Annotated in this window: 18 protein-coding genes, 3 tRNA genes and 2 pseudogenes; 9 read left to right on the plus strand and 14 right to left on the minus strand. The window is 54.3% G+C overall.

The window, feature by feature from the left end; translation table 11 throughout:
- Positions 1-85: 85 nt before the first annotated feature.
- The 6 genes from prfC to BTJ39_RS11460 all read right to left on the minus strand — a co-directional run bounded on the left by prfC (position 86) and on the right by BTJ39_RS11460 (position 4,550).
- Positions 86-1,675, minus strand: a complete 1,590-nt coding sequence (gene prfC / locus BTJ39_RS11435) for a peptide chain release factor 3 (protein WP_078002851.1) — start codon at positions 1,673-1,675, stop codon at positions 86-88.
- A gap of 137 nt (positions 1,676-1,812) precedes the next feature.
- Complete coding sequence (locus tag BTJ39_RS11440) at positions 1,813-2,397, minus strand: hypothetical protein (protein WP_078002824.1); 585 nt, start codon at positions 2,395-2,397, stop codon at positions 1,813-1,815.
- A gap of 19 nt (positions 2,398-2,416) precedes the next feature.
- On the minus strand, positions 2,417-2,845 hold the full coding sequence (locus BTJ39_RS11445; RefSeq protein WP_078002825.1) for a hypothetical protein: 429 nt from the start codon (positions 2,843-2,845) through the stop codon (positions 2,417-2,419).
- Positions 2,846-3,002: 157 nt separating this feature from the next.
- Positions 3,003-3,701 carry a pyrimidine 5'-nucleotidase gene (yjjG, locus tag BTJ39_RS11450; RefSeq protein ID WP_078002826.1) on the minus strand — a complete coding sequence of 233 codons (699 nt, stop codon included), beginning with the start codon at positions 3,699-3,701 and terminating at the stop codon, positions 3,003-3,005.
- Positions 3,702-3,730: 29 nt separating this feature from the next.
- Positions 3,731-4,171, minus strand: a complete 441-nt coding sequence (gene rimI / locus BTJ39_RS11455) for a ribosomal protein S18-alanine N-acetyltransferase (RefSeq protein ID WP_078002827.1) — start codon at positions 4,169-4,171, stop codon at positions 3,731-3,733.
- Positions 4,140-4,550 (minus strand): DNA polymerase III subunit psi, encoded by a 411-nt coding sequence (locus tag BTJ39_RS11460; RefSeq protein ID WP_078002828.1) that lies wholly within the window; start codon positions 4,548-4,550, stop codon positions 4,140-4,142. The genes rimI and BTJ39_RS11460 overlap by 32 nt, the downstream gene beginning before the upstream one ends.
- Before the next feature lie 106 nt (positions 4,551-4,656).
- Between BTJ39_RS11460 and rsmC the strand changes: the two genes are divergently transcribed.
- The 3 genes from rsmC (at position 4,657) to BTJ39_RS11475 (ending at position 6,055) form a co-directional block, all read left to right on the plus strand.
- The gene (gene rsmC / locus BTJ39_RS11465) at positions 4,657-5,685 is read left to right on the plus strand and encodes a 16S rRNA (guanine(1207)-N(2))-methyltransferase RsmC (RefSeq protein ID WP_078002829.1); all 1,029 of its coding nucleotides are present in this window, start codon (positions 4,657-4,659) and stop codon (positions 5,683-5,685) included.
- A 162-nt stretch (positions 5,686-5,847) separates the two neighbouring features.
- Positions 5,848-5,934: transfer RNA gene (locus tag BTJ39_RS11470), tRNA-Leu, on the plus strand.
- 34 nt (positions 5,935-5,968) lie between these two features.
- Positions 5,969-6,055: transfer RNA gene (locus BTJ39_RS11475), tRNA-Leu, on the plus strand.
- A gap of 88 nt (positions 6,056-6,143) precedes the next feature.
- Here BTJ39_RS11475 and BTJ39_RS11480 read toward each other — a convergent pair.
- The gene (locus tag BTJ39_RS11480; protein ID WP_078002852.1) at positions 6,144-6,446 is read right to left on the minus strand and encodes a DUF1435 domain-containing protein; all 303 of its coding nucleotides are present in this window, start codon (positions 6,444-6,446) and stop codon (positions 6,144-6,146) included.
- A 204-nt stretch (positions 6,447-6,650) separates the two neighbouring features.
- On the opposite strand from BTJ39_RS11480, the gene BTJ39_RS11485 reads away from it, so the two are divergent.
- The 3 genes from BTJ39_RS11485 (at position 6,651) to BTJ39_RS11495 (ending at position 9,232) form a co-directional block, all read left to right on the plus strand.
- Positions 6,651-7,754 (plus strand): GGDEF domain-containing protein, encoded by a 1,104-nt coding sequence (locus BTJ39_RS11485; protein WP_078002830.1) that lies wholly within the window; start codon positions 6,651-6,653, stop codon positions 7,752-7,754.
- Positions 7,755-7,904: 150 nt separating this feature from the next.
- The gene (gene fhuF, locus BTJ39_RS11490; protein ID WP_078002831.1) at positions 7,905-8,699 is read left to right on the plus strand and encodes a siderophore-iron reductase FhuF; all 795 of its coding nucleotides are present in this window, start codon (positions 7,905-7,907) and stop codon (positions 8,697-8,699) included.
- A 68-nt stretch (positions 8,700-8,767) separates the two neighbouring features.
- Complete coding sequence (locus tag BTJ39_RS11495; RefSeq protein ID WP_078002832.1) at positions 8,768-9,232, plus strand: YbaK/EbsC family protein; 465 nt, start codon at positions 8,768-8,770, stop codon at positions 9,230-9,232.
- Positions 9,233-9,284: 52 nt separating this feature from the next.
- Here the strand turns inward: BTJ39_RS11495 and BTJ39_RS11500 are convergent, their stop codons facing one another.
- The 5 genes from BTJ39_RS11500 to BTJ39_RS11520 form a co-directional block, all read right to left on the minus strand.
- A complete protein-coding gene (locus BTJ39_RS11500; protein WP_078002833.1) occupies positions 9,285-10,496 on the minus strand; it encodes an MFS transporter in 1,212 nt (403 codons plus the stop codon).
- A gap of 209 nt (positions 10,497-10,705) precedes the next feature.
- Positions 10,706-11,692: a nucleoside hydrolase gene (locus BTJ39_RS11505; protein WP_078002834.1), complete on the minus strand. Its 987-nt coding sequence runs from the start codon at positions 11,690-11,692 to the stop codon at positions 10,706-10,708.
- Between the two features lie 27 nt (positions 11,693-11,719).
- Positions 11,720-12,751, minus strand: coding sequence for a LacI family DNA-binding transcriptional regulator (locus BTJ39_RS11510; protein WP_078002835.1), 1,032 nt, complete (start codon positions 12,749-12,751; stop codon positions 11,720-11,722).
- A 34-nt stretch (positions 12,752-12,785) separates the two neighbouring features.
- A complete protein-coding gene (locus tag BTJ39_RS11515; protein WP_078002836.1) occupies positions 12,786-14,168 on the minus strand; it encodes an MFS transporter in 1,383 nt (460 codons plus the stop codon).
- A 424-nt stretch (positions 14,169-14,592) separates the two neighbouring features.
- Positions 14,593-15,507, minus strand: coding sequence for a LysR family transcriptional regulator (locus BTJ39_RS11520; protein ID WP_078002837.1), 915 nt, complete (start codon positions 15,505-15,507; stop codon positions 14,593-14,595).
- A gap of 276 nt (positions 15,508-15,783) precedes the next feature.
- On the opposite strand from BTJ39_RS11520, the gene BTJ39_RS11525 reads away from it, so the two are divergent.
- Positions 15,784-15,859 (plus strand) — tRNA-Ile (locus BTJ39_RS11525).
- A gap of 24 nt (positions 15,860-15,883) precedes the next feature.
- On the opposite strand, the gene BTJ39_RS11530 is transcribed toward BTJ39_RS11525, so the two are convergent.
- Positions 15,884-16,093 (minus strand): transposase, encoded by a 210-nt coding sequence (locus BTJ39_RS11530; protein WP_338418162.1) that lies wholly within the window; start codon positions 16,091-16,093, stop codon positions 15,884-15,886.
- Between the two features lie 70 nt (positions 16,094-16,163).
- Between BTJ39_RS11530 and tnpC the strand changes: the two are divergent.
- A pseudogene (gene tnpC / locus BTJ39_RS11535) lies at positions 16,164-16,874 on the plus strand (IS66 family transposase); the annotation flags it as partial.
- Between the two features lie 72 nt (positions 16,875-16,946).
- Positions 16,947-17,341 (plus strand): annotated as a pseudogene (locus BTJ39_RS11540) (transposase); the annotation flags it as partial.
- 29 nt (positions 17,342-17,370) lie between these two features.
- Here BTJ39_RS11540 and BTJ39_RS11545 read toward each other — a convergent pair.
- Positions 17,371-17,467 (minus strand): IS3 family transposase (locus tag BTJ39_RS11545; protein ID WP_139356339.1); only part of this gene is annotated, 97 nt, incomplete at its 5' end.

The raw sequence follows: 17,467 nt of genomic DNA on the forward strand, positions 1-17,467 counted from the left end.
GGTTCTGCAGAAATTGCTAAGAAAAAGCTGGCCCTGAACATCGGGCCAGCAGAAAAGAAACGCGCGCGTTCGGGCGCGCCGGCCATCAGTGCTCGCGGGTTTTACGGAAGCTGACCTCAGGAAAACGCTCCTGGGTTAAATTGAGGTTCACCATAGTCGGCGCAATGTAGGTAAGGTTATCGCCGCCATCCAGCGCCAGGTTTATTTCATTTTTGCGCTGAAACTCATCGAATTTCTTTGCATCACTGCCTTCAACCCAGCGCGCGGTGGAAACGTTGACCGACTCATAAATCGCCTCGACGTTATATTCGCTTTTCAGGCGAGCCACCACTACGTCAAACTGCAGCACCCCTACGGCGCCGACAATCAGGTCATTATTGGCAATCGGGCGGAATACCTGTACCGCCCCCTCTTCCGACAGCTGGACCAACCCCTTTAACAGCTGCTTTTGTTTCAGCGGATCGCGCAGACGAATACGTCGGAAAAGCTCCGGCGCAAAGTTTGGGATACCGGTGAATTTCATGCTTTCACCCTGGGTAAAAGTATCGCCAATCTGGATAGTGCCGTGATTGTGCAATCCGATGATATCGCCGGGATAAGCTTCTTCAACGTGTGCGCGATCGCCAGCCATAAACGTCAGCGCGTCGGCAATCATCACATCTTTGCCGGTACGCACCTGACGTAGCTTCATGCCCTTTTCATACTTACCGGAAACCACGCGCATAAAAGCAACCCGATCGCGATGCTTAGGGTCCATATTGGCCTGAATTTTAAACACAAAGCCGCTGAATTTTTCTTCGCAAGCCTCAACGCTGCGCGTATCGGAAACCCGCGGCATCGGCGCCGGTGCCCAGCTGACCAGGCCGTCGAGCATATGATCTACGCCAAAGTTACCAAGCGCGGTACCAAAGAACACCGGGCTCAGGGCGCCGGCCAGAAACGCCTCTTTTTCAAATTCGTTTGAGGCGCCCTTGACCAGCTCCAGCTCCTCACGCAGCTGCTTCGCCAGGTCTTCGCCTACTGCGCTATCCAGATCCGGGTTATTCAGCCCTTTAACGATACGGACTTCCTGAATCGTATGCCCCATACCGGACTGATAGAGATAGGTTTCATCGTTATAAAGGTGATAAACCCCTTTAAACAGTTTGCCGCAGCCAATCGGCCAGGTGATTGGCGCACAGGCGATTTTCAGCTCGCTTTCAACCTCATCCAGCAGCTCCATCGGATCGCGGATATCACGGTCGAGCTTGTTCATAAACGTCAGAATTGGCGTATCGCGCAGGCGCGTAACTTCCATCAGCTTGCGGGTGCGATCCTCTACCCCTTTCGCCGCATCAATCACCATCAGGCAGCAGTCGACGGCGGTCAGCGTCCGGTAAGTGTCTTCGGAGAAGTCTTCGTGCCCCGGGGTATCAAGCAGGTTTACCAGCGCGCCATGATAGGGAAATTGCATTACCGAGGTGGTAATCGAGATGCCGCGCTGTTTTTCCATTTCCATCCAGTCTGATTTAGCGTGCTGGCTGGAGCCGCGTCCCTTTACCGTTCCTGCGGTCTGAATTGCCTGTCCGAACAGCAGCACTTTTTCAGTAATGGTGGTTTTACCGGCATCGGGGTGGGAGATAATGGCAAAAGTGCGGCGACGCGCGACCTCTTGCATAAATGGCGCATTAGACATATCGGTTTGATTCACTCAATCAGGCCGCGCCGCCAGTTTAAAGCCGGCGCACAGCACGTTGTTAATAACAATGGCCGGCATTTTCGCCGATTGGCCGATGAGAAACAATCGTTGTGAGGAGATTGTCAGGATAAGGGTCAGTGCTGCCCCGACCAGACCAGCGCTATCCCGCTGACATCTTTCTGCTGCAGGGTAAACACCAGCTCCATACCATGATAGTGGTAACAGCGACGCTGAATATCCTGATAGCGCTCATGCACCCCGGCGCCATAGGCATGCAACAGCGCCTGCTCGGGCGAGCCGATGTGGATCCCCCGCGCGGTAATCAGCTCAGGGGAATGCAGCGTAATCTGCGCTATACGGTAGCTGTCGATATCCCGCTGCTGCTTATCCCAGTCAAGATTGGAGGTGTAAAGGGTAAAATGCTCGTAGCGGTGGCGATAGAATTTATAACCGCCGCCCTCCTCTGGCGAGGAGCCGGCATAATTGCTGCTATCCATGATGCCCAGGCGATCGGCCAGCTGCGCATCCCAGGGTTCCATTAGCGCGACGCGTAGCTGATTAATCGTGACCGAAAAATCACGGCTGTTTAGCGGCAACGGCAGCGCCGTCTGGCCGACGGTGATGCTGCCCAGGTCGGAAGGAGCCGGTTCAGCCGCTTTTACCGCCAGGCAGGGCAGCCCCGAAGCCATCAGGACCGCAATCATTACTTTTGTCAGCATTACGACGCTCCCCTCGCACCTAGTGACAGGTGCTGGCTGCTGAGGCTGACTTAAGCTGCAGCAGTACGGGCGTGTAATGGTCGGCGTTGACCTGATGCATCAGGGTTCCGCTCAGAGCGTAACAGCCTTCCGGTAAATCGATATTATCCGGATTCAGCACCTGCATATCGGTAACGTTATCTTCTTCCTGCGCATCAGGATCGTTAATGTCAACGCCGGCGGAAGGGACCACGGTTATCGGGCTGTCAAGCTCAAGCACGGCGACTTTCACCTGCTGATCGTCCGGCCCGTCACCATATCCCGGCGGGCCATCAAAAGTCTGAACGGAAACCTGCCCGTTAAGGGTTACAGCCTCAGGCTGATAATGATAAGTCTCCGCTGCGCCAGCTGTCGCTGTCAGAAAAAAAGCGGCGATGCACAGCAAAGAAGAGGGACGAAGGCAGCTCATTCCCGGATCCTGTTGATGACAATTTCGAAGATTGTGGCCCGAAAAGAACTCGTAATGCCACCCTTTTTACGTTTCCATAATAACCCGCGCGGGCGTTCATAATTTGCATCTGTTGTACAAATTTACTGATGATTTCAACGATAGCGTCGGGCGCGCGTCATTTACCGTCGACATAGTCCGGCAGCAGGCGAGCCTGCAATTCCGCCAGCGACGAAACCTCCCAGTCGGGCTTAATCGTTTCCGGCGCCTCACGCCCATCCGCATTCAGCCAACAGGTGGCAAAGCCAGCATTGATACCGCCGAGAATGTCAGAATCAGGATTATCCCCCACCATCATCACCCGCTCACGCGGCGGGTTGCCCATAAGCGTCAGCGCATGATCAAAAATGGCCAGATGCGGTTTCGCCACGCCGACTTGTTCGGAGATCACGACAAATTTAAAATGGTCGAGAAAGCCGGTGCGCTCCAGTCGCGCCTGCTGCAACGCGCTGAAGCCATTGGTAATAATGCCCATGCTCACTTTCTCTTTCAGCGCATTAAGCAGGTTAACCGCACCGACCAGAGGAACACAAATATCCGCCATGGCCCCCAGAAAACCGCTGTTTAGCTCCTGAGGCTCTACCCTGAGTTTTTCTGCCCAGCCGACGAAGCGGCGATGCTGCAGCTGCAATGCGCTAATCGCGCCGTTCTGATACTCGACCCAAAGCGGCTTGTTCACCGCCTGATACGCGCTGTAATCGTCGTGGGTAAAATCGACGTCATAACGCCGGAACATCCGCTGAAGCCCGGCATAGGCATCAAAATGAAATAGCGTGTCGTCGGCGTCGAAAAGGATCCAGTCCCAGTTTGTCAGCATGACTTTCATCCTGTCATTCAGTAAAAATTTTATAACGTCAGTGCCATCACGATGGCATCTTCCCGTCCCGTCGCCGTAGGATAATAATTACGCCGCAATGACACTTCGTTGAATCCCTGCTGCTGATAAAGCGCCAGCGCCGGCTGATTAGAGGCCCTGACCTCCAGCCAGAGGGTCATCACATTCTGCTTTTCCAGCTCGCCAAGCAGATAGCTTAACAGCTGACGCCCGTAACCACGCCGTTGATAATCCGGATCCACGGCCAGGTTGAACAGCGTAGCTTCATCAAGCACCACCTGGGTAATCGCAAATGCCGCCATAAGGCCATCGCTATCGAGGCGTAAATTAACAAAACGCTCTCCCTGGTTGGCACTCAGGGTTTGCGCACTCCAGGGAAAAGCATGGCTGCGCTTTTCAATTTCAAGCGCCCGCTCAAGATCAGCGGCTGTCAGTAAAGAAATGCTGTTCATGTTGGCAAATCTGCTGCCAGAGCGCCCGTTTGGCGCCGGCATCGTAATAGAGTGTATCCAGCGCCGGGCTGGCGAGCGTAACCGGCTGGTCGACAGCGGCCTCGACACCCAGATACCAACGCGGACAGGAAGTGGTATCACTGACCATCGCCAGCTGATCCGGCGTCAGAGTAAATACCTGTTCTGGCGGCAGCATCAGCGTTTTGAGCACGTCGGCTACCAAAGGTTCGCTCTGCATGGGAGGCGCATCCGCCACAATCAGTAATCGGATTGAAGGAGGAACGACCACGGCAATTTCACCTTGCAGTGCCTGAGGGCGGCGAAGGCGGTACTGGGTTATCCCCATCTGCTGTAATAACCAGTCGCGTCTGGACGACATCGCGCCTCCTGTCCGGCGGTTTAAATGCGGAGCTATGCTAGCAAACCCGTCGAATCTGTGCCAACAAACCACTATAATCGCCGTTCTGATTATACAGGAGCCATTGATGTCAGCTTATACACCGGCCAGTGAAGTTATCCTGCGCCATAGTGATGAATTTACCGAACGCCGCGTGCTTTTCGCCGGCGACTTGCAAGACAGCCTGCCCGGCGAGCTGGATACGGCCCTGAGCAAGGCATACAGCCAACAATATCATCACTGGCAGGCGCTGAGCCGTCTGATGGGCGAACGTGCGCAATACGGCCTGGTTGCCGATGCGCAAACCACCGCCGACTGCGACACCCTGGTCTATTACTGGCCGAAAAATAAGCCAGAAGCCCAGTATCAGCTACAAAATTTGCTGTCGCTGCTGCCTGCAGGCTGCGATGTTTTCATCGTCGGGGAAAACCGCAGCGGCGTGCGCAGCGCCGAGCAGATGTTTGCCCCCTTTGGCGCCCTCAACAAAATCGACAGCGCGCGCCGCTGCGGACTATATCATGGCCGACTGGAAACCCAGGCCACGTTTGATGCCGATGCCTGGTGGAACGGCTATACGCTGAACGGACTGACGATTAAAACCTTGCCGGGCGTATTCAGCCGCGACGGGCTGGACGCTGGCAGTTCGCTACTGCTTTCAACGCTGAAACCGCATACTAAAGGGAAAGTTCTGGACGTCGGCTGCGGCGCCGGCGTTTTACCGGCGGTACTGGCCAGCCATTCGCCTAAAGTTCGCCTATGGCTGTGCGACGTGAGCGCCACGGCGATCGGCGCCAGCAAAGCCACGCTGGCGGCTAACGGCCTTGAAGGCGAGGTTTTCGCCAGCAACGTGTTCAGCGACGTAACCGGCCGTTTCGATCTTATTTTGTCGAATCCGCCGTTTCATGAAGGCACCCAGACCAGTCTGGATGCCGCGCAAGCGCTGATTCGCGGTGCGGTTAAGCACCTCAACAGCGGCGGTGAACTGCGCATCGTGGCTAATGCCTTTCTGCCCTATGCGCAGATACTGGATGAGACCTTCGGCCAGCATCAGGTGCTGGCACAAACCGGGCGCTTTAAAGTCTACAGCGCAATCTACGGACGGGCGGCGAAGCGCTAGTCCCGGTGACGACGCCGGAAACGGCGTCGCTATAATCCCCTGCCAGCCATTCTGTGTTTTTTTGCGGCGATCTCATCGGCATAATGAAATAATCATTGACGCGCTCGGTAAAAACACTAGAATTCGCCTCCGTGGTTGCAATACTGATCGTATTGCGGGTATGCGAAGGTGGCGGAATTGGTAGACGCGCTAGCTTCAGGTGTTAGTGTCCTTACGGACGTGGGGGTTCAAGTCCCCCCCCTCGCACCAAAAACCACGCAGATTGAAATCGCTTTGCGCCTGTGCGAAGGTGGCGGAATTGGTAGACGCGCTAGCTTCAGGTGTTAGTGTCCTTACGGACGTGGGGGTTCAAGTCCCCCCCCTCGCACCACGTCTTGTTTTTTCAACGATATACGACTTCACTTCATTCATCGCAGATCGGTAGATTATCAGGGTAGCGATATCCGGTAGTTCTGCGGCTAGCGCGAGGCGGCGTGAAGAGTAACAGCCAGTAAACCCGCTCCCAGCGTCATGCACGAAGGCAGCAGCATATAATGGCGCAGACGCGGATGGAAAAGCATAGCGACGGTCATCAGTAAACCCAACCCAATCAGCAGCCGCCAGGTTTCAAACGAGATCTCCATTGAGGCAAGTAAAGGCACCGCCAACAGCGGTACGACTACGCCCCAGCCACTTTCAAGCGTTTTTGCCAGCATCGTTTTCCCCACCCTACCCAGTAGCAATCGGTTACTACCATGCACCAAAATGATAATGATTACCATAAGCATATGCTAACTTTTATCATTTGAGTGCAGAGTGGCGAAGTTTAGCAACCATGGATGACAGCCCGGGATGAAAGTGTTAAATTCATCCGGCACTGCATTTAAAAAATCTCAATAATTACGTAACTAAACTTTCCAACTGGTTTTTTATTTAACCGGTTTGGCTTAGTGCTTTGATATTTCAAAGCGGTCACGAGAAATAAAATGAAAATACAAAGTTACGATGAATTGCTATACAGCAAGCATCGGCTGTCGCTGATGCTATTTCTCTTTTTAAATTTTGCCACATCTTTATTTAGCATGCTGCGACTGCACAGCACGCTGCACATTGCGCTAACGCAGCCCGTGCTGCTGATTAGCGTAATGTGCTGCGCGCTGCTGATATGGATGATTTTATTGCCGCAATGGAAATTTCCGTTATTAAATATTGTCGCGTCAATTATTGGTTTGCTGTGGGCATGGCAAATTTACATTAAAAACGAAATGGTGTTTTATTTCGATGGCAGCTTTTTACTAATAAGTTTACTCAGTGTCTTCTTTATCGGCGCTATTGCGCTGGGTGATCATTTACTTGCTTTTTGCCTGCATATTACGCCGGCATCGCTGACCGCGCTGTTGCTCGACAACGGCCATGATACGGCAATGCTGCTGTTCATTATTATTATGCCGCTCATCGGCTTCGCGCTGCATCACGTGATGTTGCGCCGTCGCGATCAGTTCACCCGACAGCTGGTGCGTCAGCTTTATGAAGAGAAAGAAACGCTCAGCGACCTGAGTATGCTTGACCCGCTCACTGGGTTATATAATCGCCGCGGCCTGAAGAATCGCCTGGATAATATCCTGGAAAATCATAGCGGCAGCCATTTTGTGCTGCTGCTGGATATCGATCACTTTAAAGCTTATAACGACAGCTATGGTCACGCGATGGGCGATCAGGCGCTGTCCCGGGTTTCATTCGCCATCCGCGACGCCGTTCGCTCGCGGGATATCGTCGCCCGCTATGGCGGCGAGGAGTTTCTGGTTCTGCTGACCAACGTTAACGAATCCATCGCCCGCAAGCTGGCTGAGCGCATCCGCGAATGCGTGCTGGCGCTGGAGATCCCCCATCGCAACAACAAAGAAGTCTCGACTCACGTTACGGTCAGCGCGGGCTTTGCGCCCATGCTGGCCGATGACTTTGAAGCCGCGATTGCCAATGCTGACCGCGCACTCTACCTGGCAAAAAACCGCGGCCGCAATACCATTCTTTCCGCCGGTGAACTGGAGCTTACCAGCCTGCGTCAGCCTGAAACCGCTGACTCACTTTAAAACAGTCGCGTCGCCCCGCTCGCGGGGCCTGGTAAATCTGTTGTTCATCCGCCGTTTTCCGCTTGTTGCCGATGCATCCCTCCGATAGAATCAAGAACGATTATCATTTGCCTTATACTTATCATACCGACCGGACACAGCAGGTTTCTGATGGCTACCGTCAACTCACAACGCTACGTGCCGCAAAAGGATTCGCTGATTTTTATACAGCACGATCGTACGCTGGCAACCGCGCTGGAGGAACGACTTGCGTCAGAACGGCCATGGATGCTGGACACCTTCAAACTTAGTGAACGCGCCCCAAACGGCTGTATTCCGCTTGCCAGCTGGTCGCAGCCGGAAAAATTTAGCCATCTCAGCCATCTTTACGCTGAATTTCTTTACCACAATCACCCCAATGCACAGCGTGAAGCGAAACCGCTGCAATCGCTGTGGGCGCAATGGTATTTTGGCCTGTGCGTACCGCCGCTAATGCTGGCCCTGCTGCGCGAAGAACGCGCTATTGATTGCGATCCGGCTTTTTTACATATGGAATTCCATGAAACCGGTCGGCCGCAGGCGTTCTGGTGGCATGTGCGCGAAGATCAGGCGGCACGCTATATGGGGCCAGTGCAGCGTATTGACCGCCTGATTCAGCGGCATCTGATGCCGGTGGTGGACGCGATTGAAAGTCACGGCGAGATTAACGCCAGGCTTATCTGGAATAATACCGGCTTTTTAATGCACTGGTTTCTTGGCGAACTGACGCCGCAGATCGGTGAAACGCTGCGCGTTGAACTTGAGCACATGCTATTTTTTTCCAGTACCCTGCCCGACGGCGGGCACAATCCACTCTATCGCACCGTTATCCCGCGCGAAGGTGAAATGCAGCGGCGTAGCTGCTGCCAGCGCTATCGGATCCCCGACGTAGAACGCTGCGGCAACTGCACGTTAAAACCGGTGTAATCTGCGCGCTTATTTACACGTCGCTGACAATGTGGCAATTTTATTGGCTTTACTGCAGAGAACACCGCATGAGCCTGGAGTCCGTGCGCGATTATTTCGCCGAACACGCCCCCGATATTACTATTATTGAACTGAACGAAAGTACCGCCACGGTAGAGATGGCGGCTCGCGCTCATGGTGTTTCACCGGGCCAGATAGCCAAAACGTTGTCGCTGAAGGTAAAAGATGACGTGGTACTGATCGTTACCCGTGGCGATGCCCGCCTTGATAACCGCAAGTTAAAAGACGCGCTGGGGTCAAAAGCCCGGATGCTAAGCGTTGATGAAGTCATTAACTGGACCGGACACCCGGTTGGTGGCGTTTGCCCCTTTGGGCTGGAAAACCCACTGAGCATCCTGTGCGATCTTTCATTGCAGACCTTTGATGAAGTGCTGCCGGCCGCAGGCTCAATTAACAGCGCGGTGCGCATCAGCCCGCTGCGTATGGCTGAGTTAACCAACGCCCGCTGGGTGGACGTCTGCCAGCCGCTGTAACCTACGCTATTGCGCCGTCACCGGGCCCGACGCACTGCCGGGCCCGGTAATGTTATACCTCTGACCGCCCGGATATTTCGATGCCCCGGGTTTCTCGCCCAAAGAAAGTGATAATGCAGATAAGCACCGCGACGGTACCGGCCACCATCGCCAGCGCGAGTCCGTAATCACCATTATGGCTTTGCGCGACTGAAGATTGCAGCGTGGCATTAACCGATGCCAGCAAGTTCCCCAGTTGATAGACGAAACCCGGTAAAACTGCGCGGGCGTTGGCGGGCACCAACTCAGTAAGGTAGCCAGGGATAACGCCCCAGGCGCCCTGCACCATAAACTGCATCAGGAAGGCGCCGATACCCACCATCAGCGAACCACTGGAAAATGCCCATAGCGGTAGCACCGGCAATGCCAGTGCCGACGCCAGAATTATCGCCTTTTTACGCCCCATTTTTTCCGACAATGCGCCAAATAAAATGCCGCCAAGCATGGCTGCAATATTGTAGGTGATGGCGATCAAACTGACGGTATGAGGATCAAATTTATGCTGCACTTTCAGAAAGGTGGGATACAGATCCTGGGTGCCATGGCTGAAAAAATTAAAGCAGGCCATCAGGATCACCAGATAGAGACAGAGCTTCCAGTGGCTGCGGATAACCGGCATTAAGGCAACGCTCTCTTTGCGCGCCCGCGCCGCCAGCCACACGGGCGATTCCGGGACTTTAAAATAGATAAAAGGCAGCAGCAGAATGGGTAACGCGCCGATAAGAAACATCCCGCGCCAGCCCACCGCGCCGTAGAAAAGGCCATAGCAAATGGAGGCCAGCAGATAGCCCGAAGGATAACCCGCCTGAAAAATACCGGACATTAAACCGCGGGAACGATCCGGAATGGTTTCCATCGCCAGCGATGATGCCACGCCCCAGACGCCGCCCATGGCGATGCCATAAATAATGCGAAAGGCGAAGAAAGCTGCCAGCGTAGGTGACCACGCGGACAATAGCTCAAACAGCGTAAAGCAAACGATATTCACCATCAGAATCGGACGACGGCCATATTTCTCCGCCAGCCGGCCGAACAGTAAAGCGCCCAGCGGACGTACCGCCAGCGTCAGCATTATTGCCAGTGAAACCTGGGTAATATTGGTCTGAAAATTATCAGCCAGATCGCTTAATACGAAGACCAGAATAAAAAAGTCGAACGCATCCAGCATCCAGCTCGCAAAGCAGGCCGAGGCCACATTGCGTTGAGTCGGTGTCCAGCTAAACATAGGTTGTCCTGTTTTATTCGCCTGCGCTCATAGGCACAGGCTGATTATGGGATGAGGCGGGTTACGGAACGATGGCCGCAAGATAGTGCCAGCACCGTGACCGTCAGGATGTTAACCATTTGTTTATAGCATGTGACAAACAACCACAAAGGAGAGCAATTGTCAGCGTTCGCTTCCGTCAGTAAGCAACTATTACAACAACACCCTATTCAACGCACCAGGCCGGAAAAATAGTGCTCGATCATGGCGATCAGCTGCGCATTATCGACCTGTTGCAGCACATGCACCAGGCCTCCGGCTGGCTCGTTAATCCCAACCTTAAGGCGCAGAGGAGGACGATAACGCCATGATTTACCGCGCGTTACTCCAGGACGCAACTCAACATCGACGTAATAATCTGCGGCGGTAGCAACCCGCTGATTCAACAACCACGCAACCACCAATGCATCATGTACCCAGCACCCCGGAATATGACGCTGAGCAATCGAGTAATCAATCCAGGGCCGCAGCGTTTCGCAAACAAAGTTCACCAGCGGATGCTCAATGAGCGCCAGCCGCTGCAAATCCTGATGAGTCATCAGCGTTTGGGTCGTCACATCCATCGGTACCAGCGTCAGATTGGCGCCGCTGTGTAATACCTGCCAGGCGGCCTCCGGATCGAAGCCGAAATTGGTGTCTTTAATGTAGTCGTCCAGCGCAAAGACGCCGCCCATGATGGCAATTTCCTGTACCGCGCTTGCCATCTGTGGATACTTTTTCAACGCCCGGGCAACGTTGGTCAGCGGACCAATAGCCACCAGCGTGATTTCACCGGGATTCGCACAGATAAGCTGGCCGATAGCGTCAGCAGCCTCATCGTTCCCGGCGTCAAATTGCTGCGGCTGGCGCACCCCATGCCACAGGCTTTTCAGCGCCGGATCATGCAAACGGTTGTCCAGAATATCCCGCCAGGGCTGCTCAGGTTCGACCAGCGCATGGCTTGCACCTCGCACCAGCGGTATATCCAGCCTGAGCCGGGTTAACAGGTCTTTAATCACGCTATAACCTGTTGTGACCGGCGTATTTCCCGCTACGATGGTAATAAGATCGAGTGAAATTTCCGGTGAGGCCAGCGCAAGCGCAATGGCCAGACCGTCATCAACATTCGATCCCGCGATGCCGTTGCCCGGATCGCAATCGATGATAATTCTTTTCATTGTTAGCTATTAGTTTTTGATTTATCGCTATTCCAGCGGAGGCTTATGCAAGCGGCAACCACAGGATTCCCCGATCTCCAGACGGTGAGCAAATTCACGTAACGTGGGCTCTGCCGTCCAGTTTTGCAACATTTCAAAAGCAGCGCGCGCCATGTCAGTTACCGGCTGGCGCACTGTCGTTAATGACGGCACGTGGAACGCAGATTGCTCAGTACCGTTAAAACAAACCACAGCGACATCCTCAGGCACGCTAAGCCCCGCTTCAGCCAAAGCCCGCACGCAGCCGATGGCCTGCAGTTCGTTACTGGTAAACAGCGCGCGCGGGTAGGTGTTCTGCGCGAGCATCGTTTTCGTCGCCTGATAGCCCCCCGCACGCGTATAAGGTGCCGGAAAAATCCAGCCTTCGTTTACGGGCAGATCGAACGCCGCCATGGCGTCGCGCCAGCCGTTTATTCGGTCCTGCGCGTTCATCATTTCCAGCGGGCCGCTGATAATTCCCACTTGCTGATAGCCGTGATTTAACAAATGGCTGGCCACCTGACAGGCTGCCGCACGCTCATCAACCCGCAGCACGCTGACGTGATGTTCACCCGGATCCAGTCGATCCAACATCACCAGCGGGGTTCCTGATTCCTGAATCAGATCGATATAAGGATGGCGATCGACGCTGATATAGATAAGCCCGTCCACCTGCCGCTCCAGCAGGTTGTTAATCAGCTCCAGCTCACGCTGTCGACTATCACCGGCGTCGCCCAGCAACATTATCTGCCCTTTCGCCAACACCTCTTGCTGCAGGGCGTGCGCCAGGGAAGCGACGAATACGTTAGAGATATTCGGCACCACCAGACCAAAGGTTTTGGTGGTGCCAGATGCTAAAGCACGGGCAACGCTGTTGGGGCGATAGCCGATCTTTTTAATCGCCTGCAACACTCTTTCGCGCGTCGCTTTCGCCACCGGACGCGGACCGTTATTGATGACATAACTCACCACGGCGACCGAAGTCCCGGCTTCTTTTGCTACATCGGCACGCGTTGCCCGTCCTGCACCTTGTTTTGCCAATGTCTACCTGCCTTGTCTGTAAATAAGCCTGTGACTATATTGCATCCTCAGGTAAGTTTAGATCTCGCCCACGGGTTTCCGGCGCGACAAAGGTGGTCAGAAAGCCAATCGCCGCCATGGCAACAAAATAGCTGGCAATGCTCCACCAGTGCCCACTCCAGGAGAGCAACGCCGCCGCAATCAGCGGTGCGGTGCCACCAGACAAAATCGATCCCAACTCCTTAGCCATCGCCATTTTAGTATAACGATGCGTAACGCCAAATAGTTCCACTCCCCATGCGGCCTGGACACCGAAAATACCCAGCGAAGCCAATGCCATTCCCACCACAATAGTTGAAATAACAATGAATGGCTCACGTGAATCTAACAGCATAAAGGCAGGGAAAGCGTAAAGCATCAGCAGTAAACAGAAGCCGCGATAGGTGATGCGGCGGCCAAAGCGGTCAGAAAGCCAGCCGGCAAAAGGAATAATGGCAAATCCCAGAATTGAAGCGATAAAAACTGCCGTGGTGGCAACGGATTTGTCTACCGCCAGCACTTTTACCACGTAGCCGATAATAAAACCCTGCGCCAGATAAGAAGGCCCATTCTCGCCAATACGCAGACCAATCATTATCCAAAACGCCCGGCTACTGCGCCGAATGCCGCCATGGTCTTTTGCCTGATTTTGCTGAGCCTGCACATCACTGCGTAGCGCTTCAAGCTGGCGCATTTTACGTTCAAACACCGGCGTCTCACGCAGATGACGTCGGATCCACACCGCAGCCAGCGCAATCAGAGCGCTGCACAAGAAGGGTATGCGCCAGCCCCATTCAAGCAGTTGCTGAGGATCCATTTGCACCACCAGAAGCCACACCAGCGACGCCAGCAACGTACCGCTGTTAGAACCGAGCGCAATCACTGACGACACCAGCCCGCGCCTTTTGGTTGGCGCATACTCGCCCAGCGTCACGGTTCCGCCCGACAGCTCAGCGCCAGCGCCAAACCCCTGACTGAAACGTAGCACCACCAGACACACCGGCGCCCAGACACCGATTGAGTTATAGCTAGGTATCAGGCCAATCAGCATGGTGGAAAGCCCCATCATCACAATGGTGGCAATCATTACTACCTTGCGCCCTTTACGGTCGCCCAGCCAGCCAAAAAATAGCGCGCCGATCGGACGGGCGATAAAGCCGACAGACCAGGTAGCAAAGCTGGAAAGTAGCGCCACGGCGGGCGAAGCGTGTGGGAAAAATACATCACCGAAAATAATCCCGGCGGCCAGCCCGTAGAGCGCAAAATCGGCGTATTCCATCGCCGTGCCTAACCAACATGAAAAGGTCGCACGCAAAAAATCTTTGCGTCCTTGAGGCGTAGTAAACTGAGCATCAGCGGCCGCTTCGGAAACTACGTGGCCTTGGTGTATTTCAGACATGATAACAATCCCTGCATTAAGGCATATGTGTATGTATTGCGCCTGACATGTCCCACCTTGTGAAAGGGAGCAAACATCGCGGCTAATACGCGCTTACTGACCCGGCTGAAGGTTCAGAAGAGGATTCCCTGGTGTTGGTATCCGCACATACTCTGCATTTGATGACGTTAACTTCCGTCTATTTAGCAAATTTTCTTAACAATACACAGAGTAGGTAAAACCTTTTTCAGCCATTCAGGCGGCGTAACCCCGCGATGATTGCTTAAAAAATATTATATCTATGCGCGTAGATTTTGCAAGCGAGTCAATTCACTAATGAGCAAAATTTCATATTTCTCGCGCGAAAATATTTTACGGGTCACAGCAAGCATGATGGGTCAGTCATGGTTGTAGCATCAGCCGGTGTCAAAAATATGACGCCGCGTTATTCCTCAGGCTGGCTTTGCTGATGGTTACGACGAATAGCCTCAATCAGCGCCCGCAGCGCCGGCGGCACATAGCGATGCCCAGGATAATAAAGCGCCAGCCCCGGCCAGGGAGGTGACCAGTCAACCAGCACCTGACGCAAACGCCCTGCGATGATAAACGGATGCGCGCTGCGATCGGCCATCCAGGCAATCCCCATTCCCGCCGCAGCGGCCTCGGCCATCAGGCCCGGATGATCCAGCGTTAATATACCCGGCGGATCCACCAACCTTTCCTGCCCGTGGCGGCTGAACTCCCAGCGATAGCGTTTACCACTCGGCATACGAAAGCGGATGCAGCGGTGATGCTGTAAATCATCGGGCGTCTGTGGCTCGCCGTGGCGAATAATATATTCAGGAGAGGCAACGGCAATAAAACGCACCGACGGCCCAAAGGGCACGGCAATCATGTCCTGCGGCACATCGTCCAGCAGACGGATACCGGCATCGCAGCGCGCTTTGACAATATCCACCAGCCGGCCGTCCGTCACTAAATCGAGCGTTATTTGTGGAAAGCGAGCGGAAAAGTCGGGGATGATGCTCTGTAAAAGCATGCGCGCGGCCTCTTCACTGGCATTAATGCGCAGCCCACCGGCGGGAAGCTGGCGAAAATCATCCAGCACGCTCAGCGCCGCATCCAGACCCTGCAACGCTGGCGCAAGCTGTGAAATAAGCCGCTCTCCGGCTTCAGTTGGCGAAACGCTGCGGGTAGTGCGATTAAGCAGACGGACCGCCAGCTTATCCTCAAGTCCGCGCAGCATATGACTGAGCGTGGAGGGTGAAACACCCAGCTCATCAGCCGCCTGGCGAAAGCTGCGCCGGGTCGCCACTAACAGAAAAGCATTGAGAGCAGAAAAATCAGGCCGGTTATTCATGGCTAATCCAACACAATAGATACCTTGTTATGCTGAGAATAGCAGCAATCACCAGCACAGGCACAGGCACAGGCACAGGCACAGGCACAGGCACAGGCACAGGCACAGGCACAGGCAGCGTCATGCGACAAAAACTGCATGCGCCAGCAATTTTTTATCACCCGCCGCTTTTCAGCGCGTTGTTATAACAGAATCCCGCCAACTGACTGAAAAACCGGCAACCAGTATGCAGAATGCTGGATTGCCTGGCACAGTTATCTTATAATCCTGCGCCTCGGCCCCTTAGCTCAGTGGTTAGAGCAGGCGACTCATAATCGCTTGGTCGCTGGTTCAAGTCCAGCAGGGGCCACCAAATTTTAGCTTTAGAATCATATGATTAAGCCGCTCTATTGAGTGGCTTTTTTGTTGTCTGATTAACTGTTGGCGGCAAAATGGCGGCATCCATCCCGCCAAAACGTGAACGCCACTTATAGAAACTGGCATTGCTCATGCCATGCTCACGGCAAAGTTCAGCAACTGGGGTTCCGGCCTCAGCTTGCTTCAGGATGGACATGATCTGGCTGTCGGTAAAGCGTGATTTCTTCATAGAGATCTCCCCGGTTCAGGTTACGAGAAAATTCTACTTATGAACACACCGGTTTTTCGGGGGGATTACCCCGGGACTGCTGGCCCGCGTACTGACCTCAAAGTATGCAGAGCACACACCGCTGTATCGCCAGTCTGAAATATACGGTCGCCAGGGTGTGGAGCTGAGTCGCTCACTGCTGTCGGGCTGGGTGGATGCATGCTGCCGGCTGCTGTCGCCGACGGAAGAGGCGCTTCGGCGCTATGTGCTGACTGACGGCAAGCTCCACGCCGATGACACGCCCGTCCCGGTGCTGTTGCCAGGTAATAAGAAGACGAGGACCGGGCGGTTGTGGACGTATGTTCGTGATGATCGCAACGCCGGGTCAGCGCTGGCCCCGGCGGTGTGGTTCGCGTACAGCCCGGACAGAAAAGGCATCCACCCTCAGACCCATCTTGCAGGCTTCAGTGGAATACTGCAGGCTGACGCCTACGCCGGGTTCAATGAGCTCTACCGCGACGGCCATATAAAGGAAGCCGCGTGCTGGGCCCATGCCCGGCGTAAAATCCATGATGTTCATGTTCGCACTCCCTCAGCACTCACGGATGAAGCACTAAAACGGATAGGCGAGTTGTATGCCATCGAAGCGGATATCAGGGGAATGCCAGCAGAACAGCGGCTTGCCGAACGCCAGTTGAAAACGAAAGCGCTTCTTAACTCACTGGAAAACTGGCTGCGTGAAAAGGTGAAAACTCTGTCCCGCCACTCAGAGCTGGCAAAGGCGTTCACCTATGCGCTGAACCTGACCTGCTCCCCGTTGATTAATACACCCTGATGTTAGTAATGTCTTCATAAGCCACATGAGGACATCCCCATGAAGAAGCGTTTTTCCGACGAACAGATCATCAGTATCCTCCGCGAGGCTGAAGCCGGGGTTTCTGCCCGTGAACTCTGCCGTAAACACGCCATTTCCGACGCCACCTTTTATACCTGGCGTAAGAAGTATGGCGGTATGGAGGTTCCCGAGGTTAAGCGCCTGAAGTCGCTTGAGGAAGAGAACGCCAGACTCAAGAAGCTGCTTGCCGAAACCATGCTGGATAAGGAGGCGCTTCAGGTGGCTCTGGGGCGAAAGTACTGACGACAGACCAGAAGCGGGAAGCTGTGGTATTGATGTGTGATGCGACCGGTCTGTCGCAACGTCGTGCCTGCAGGCTTACAGGTTTGTCCCTGTCGACCTGCCGCTATGAGGCTCAGCGTCCGGCAGCTGATTGATCCTACCCACGTAATGTGGACACGCCCTAAGCGAGGATTTGGTTTTCGAACTGTTCCGGGCTGATACCACCGCAGGCACTGTGGCGACGCCAGCGATTGTAATCACACTCGATATAATTGAAC

The organism is Izhakiella australiensis, assembly GCF_002006995.1.
Classification (GTDB): domain Bacteria; phylum Pseudomonadota; class Gammaproteobacteria; order Enterobacterales; family Enterobacteriaceae; genus Izhakiella; species Izhakiella australiensis.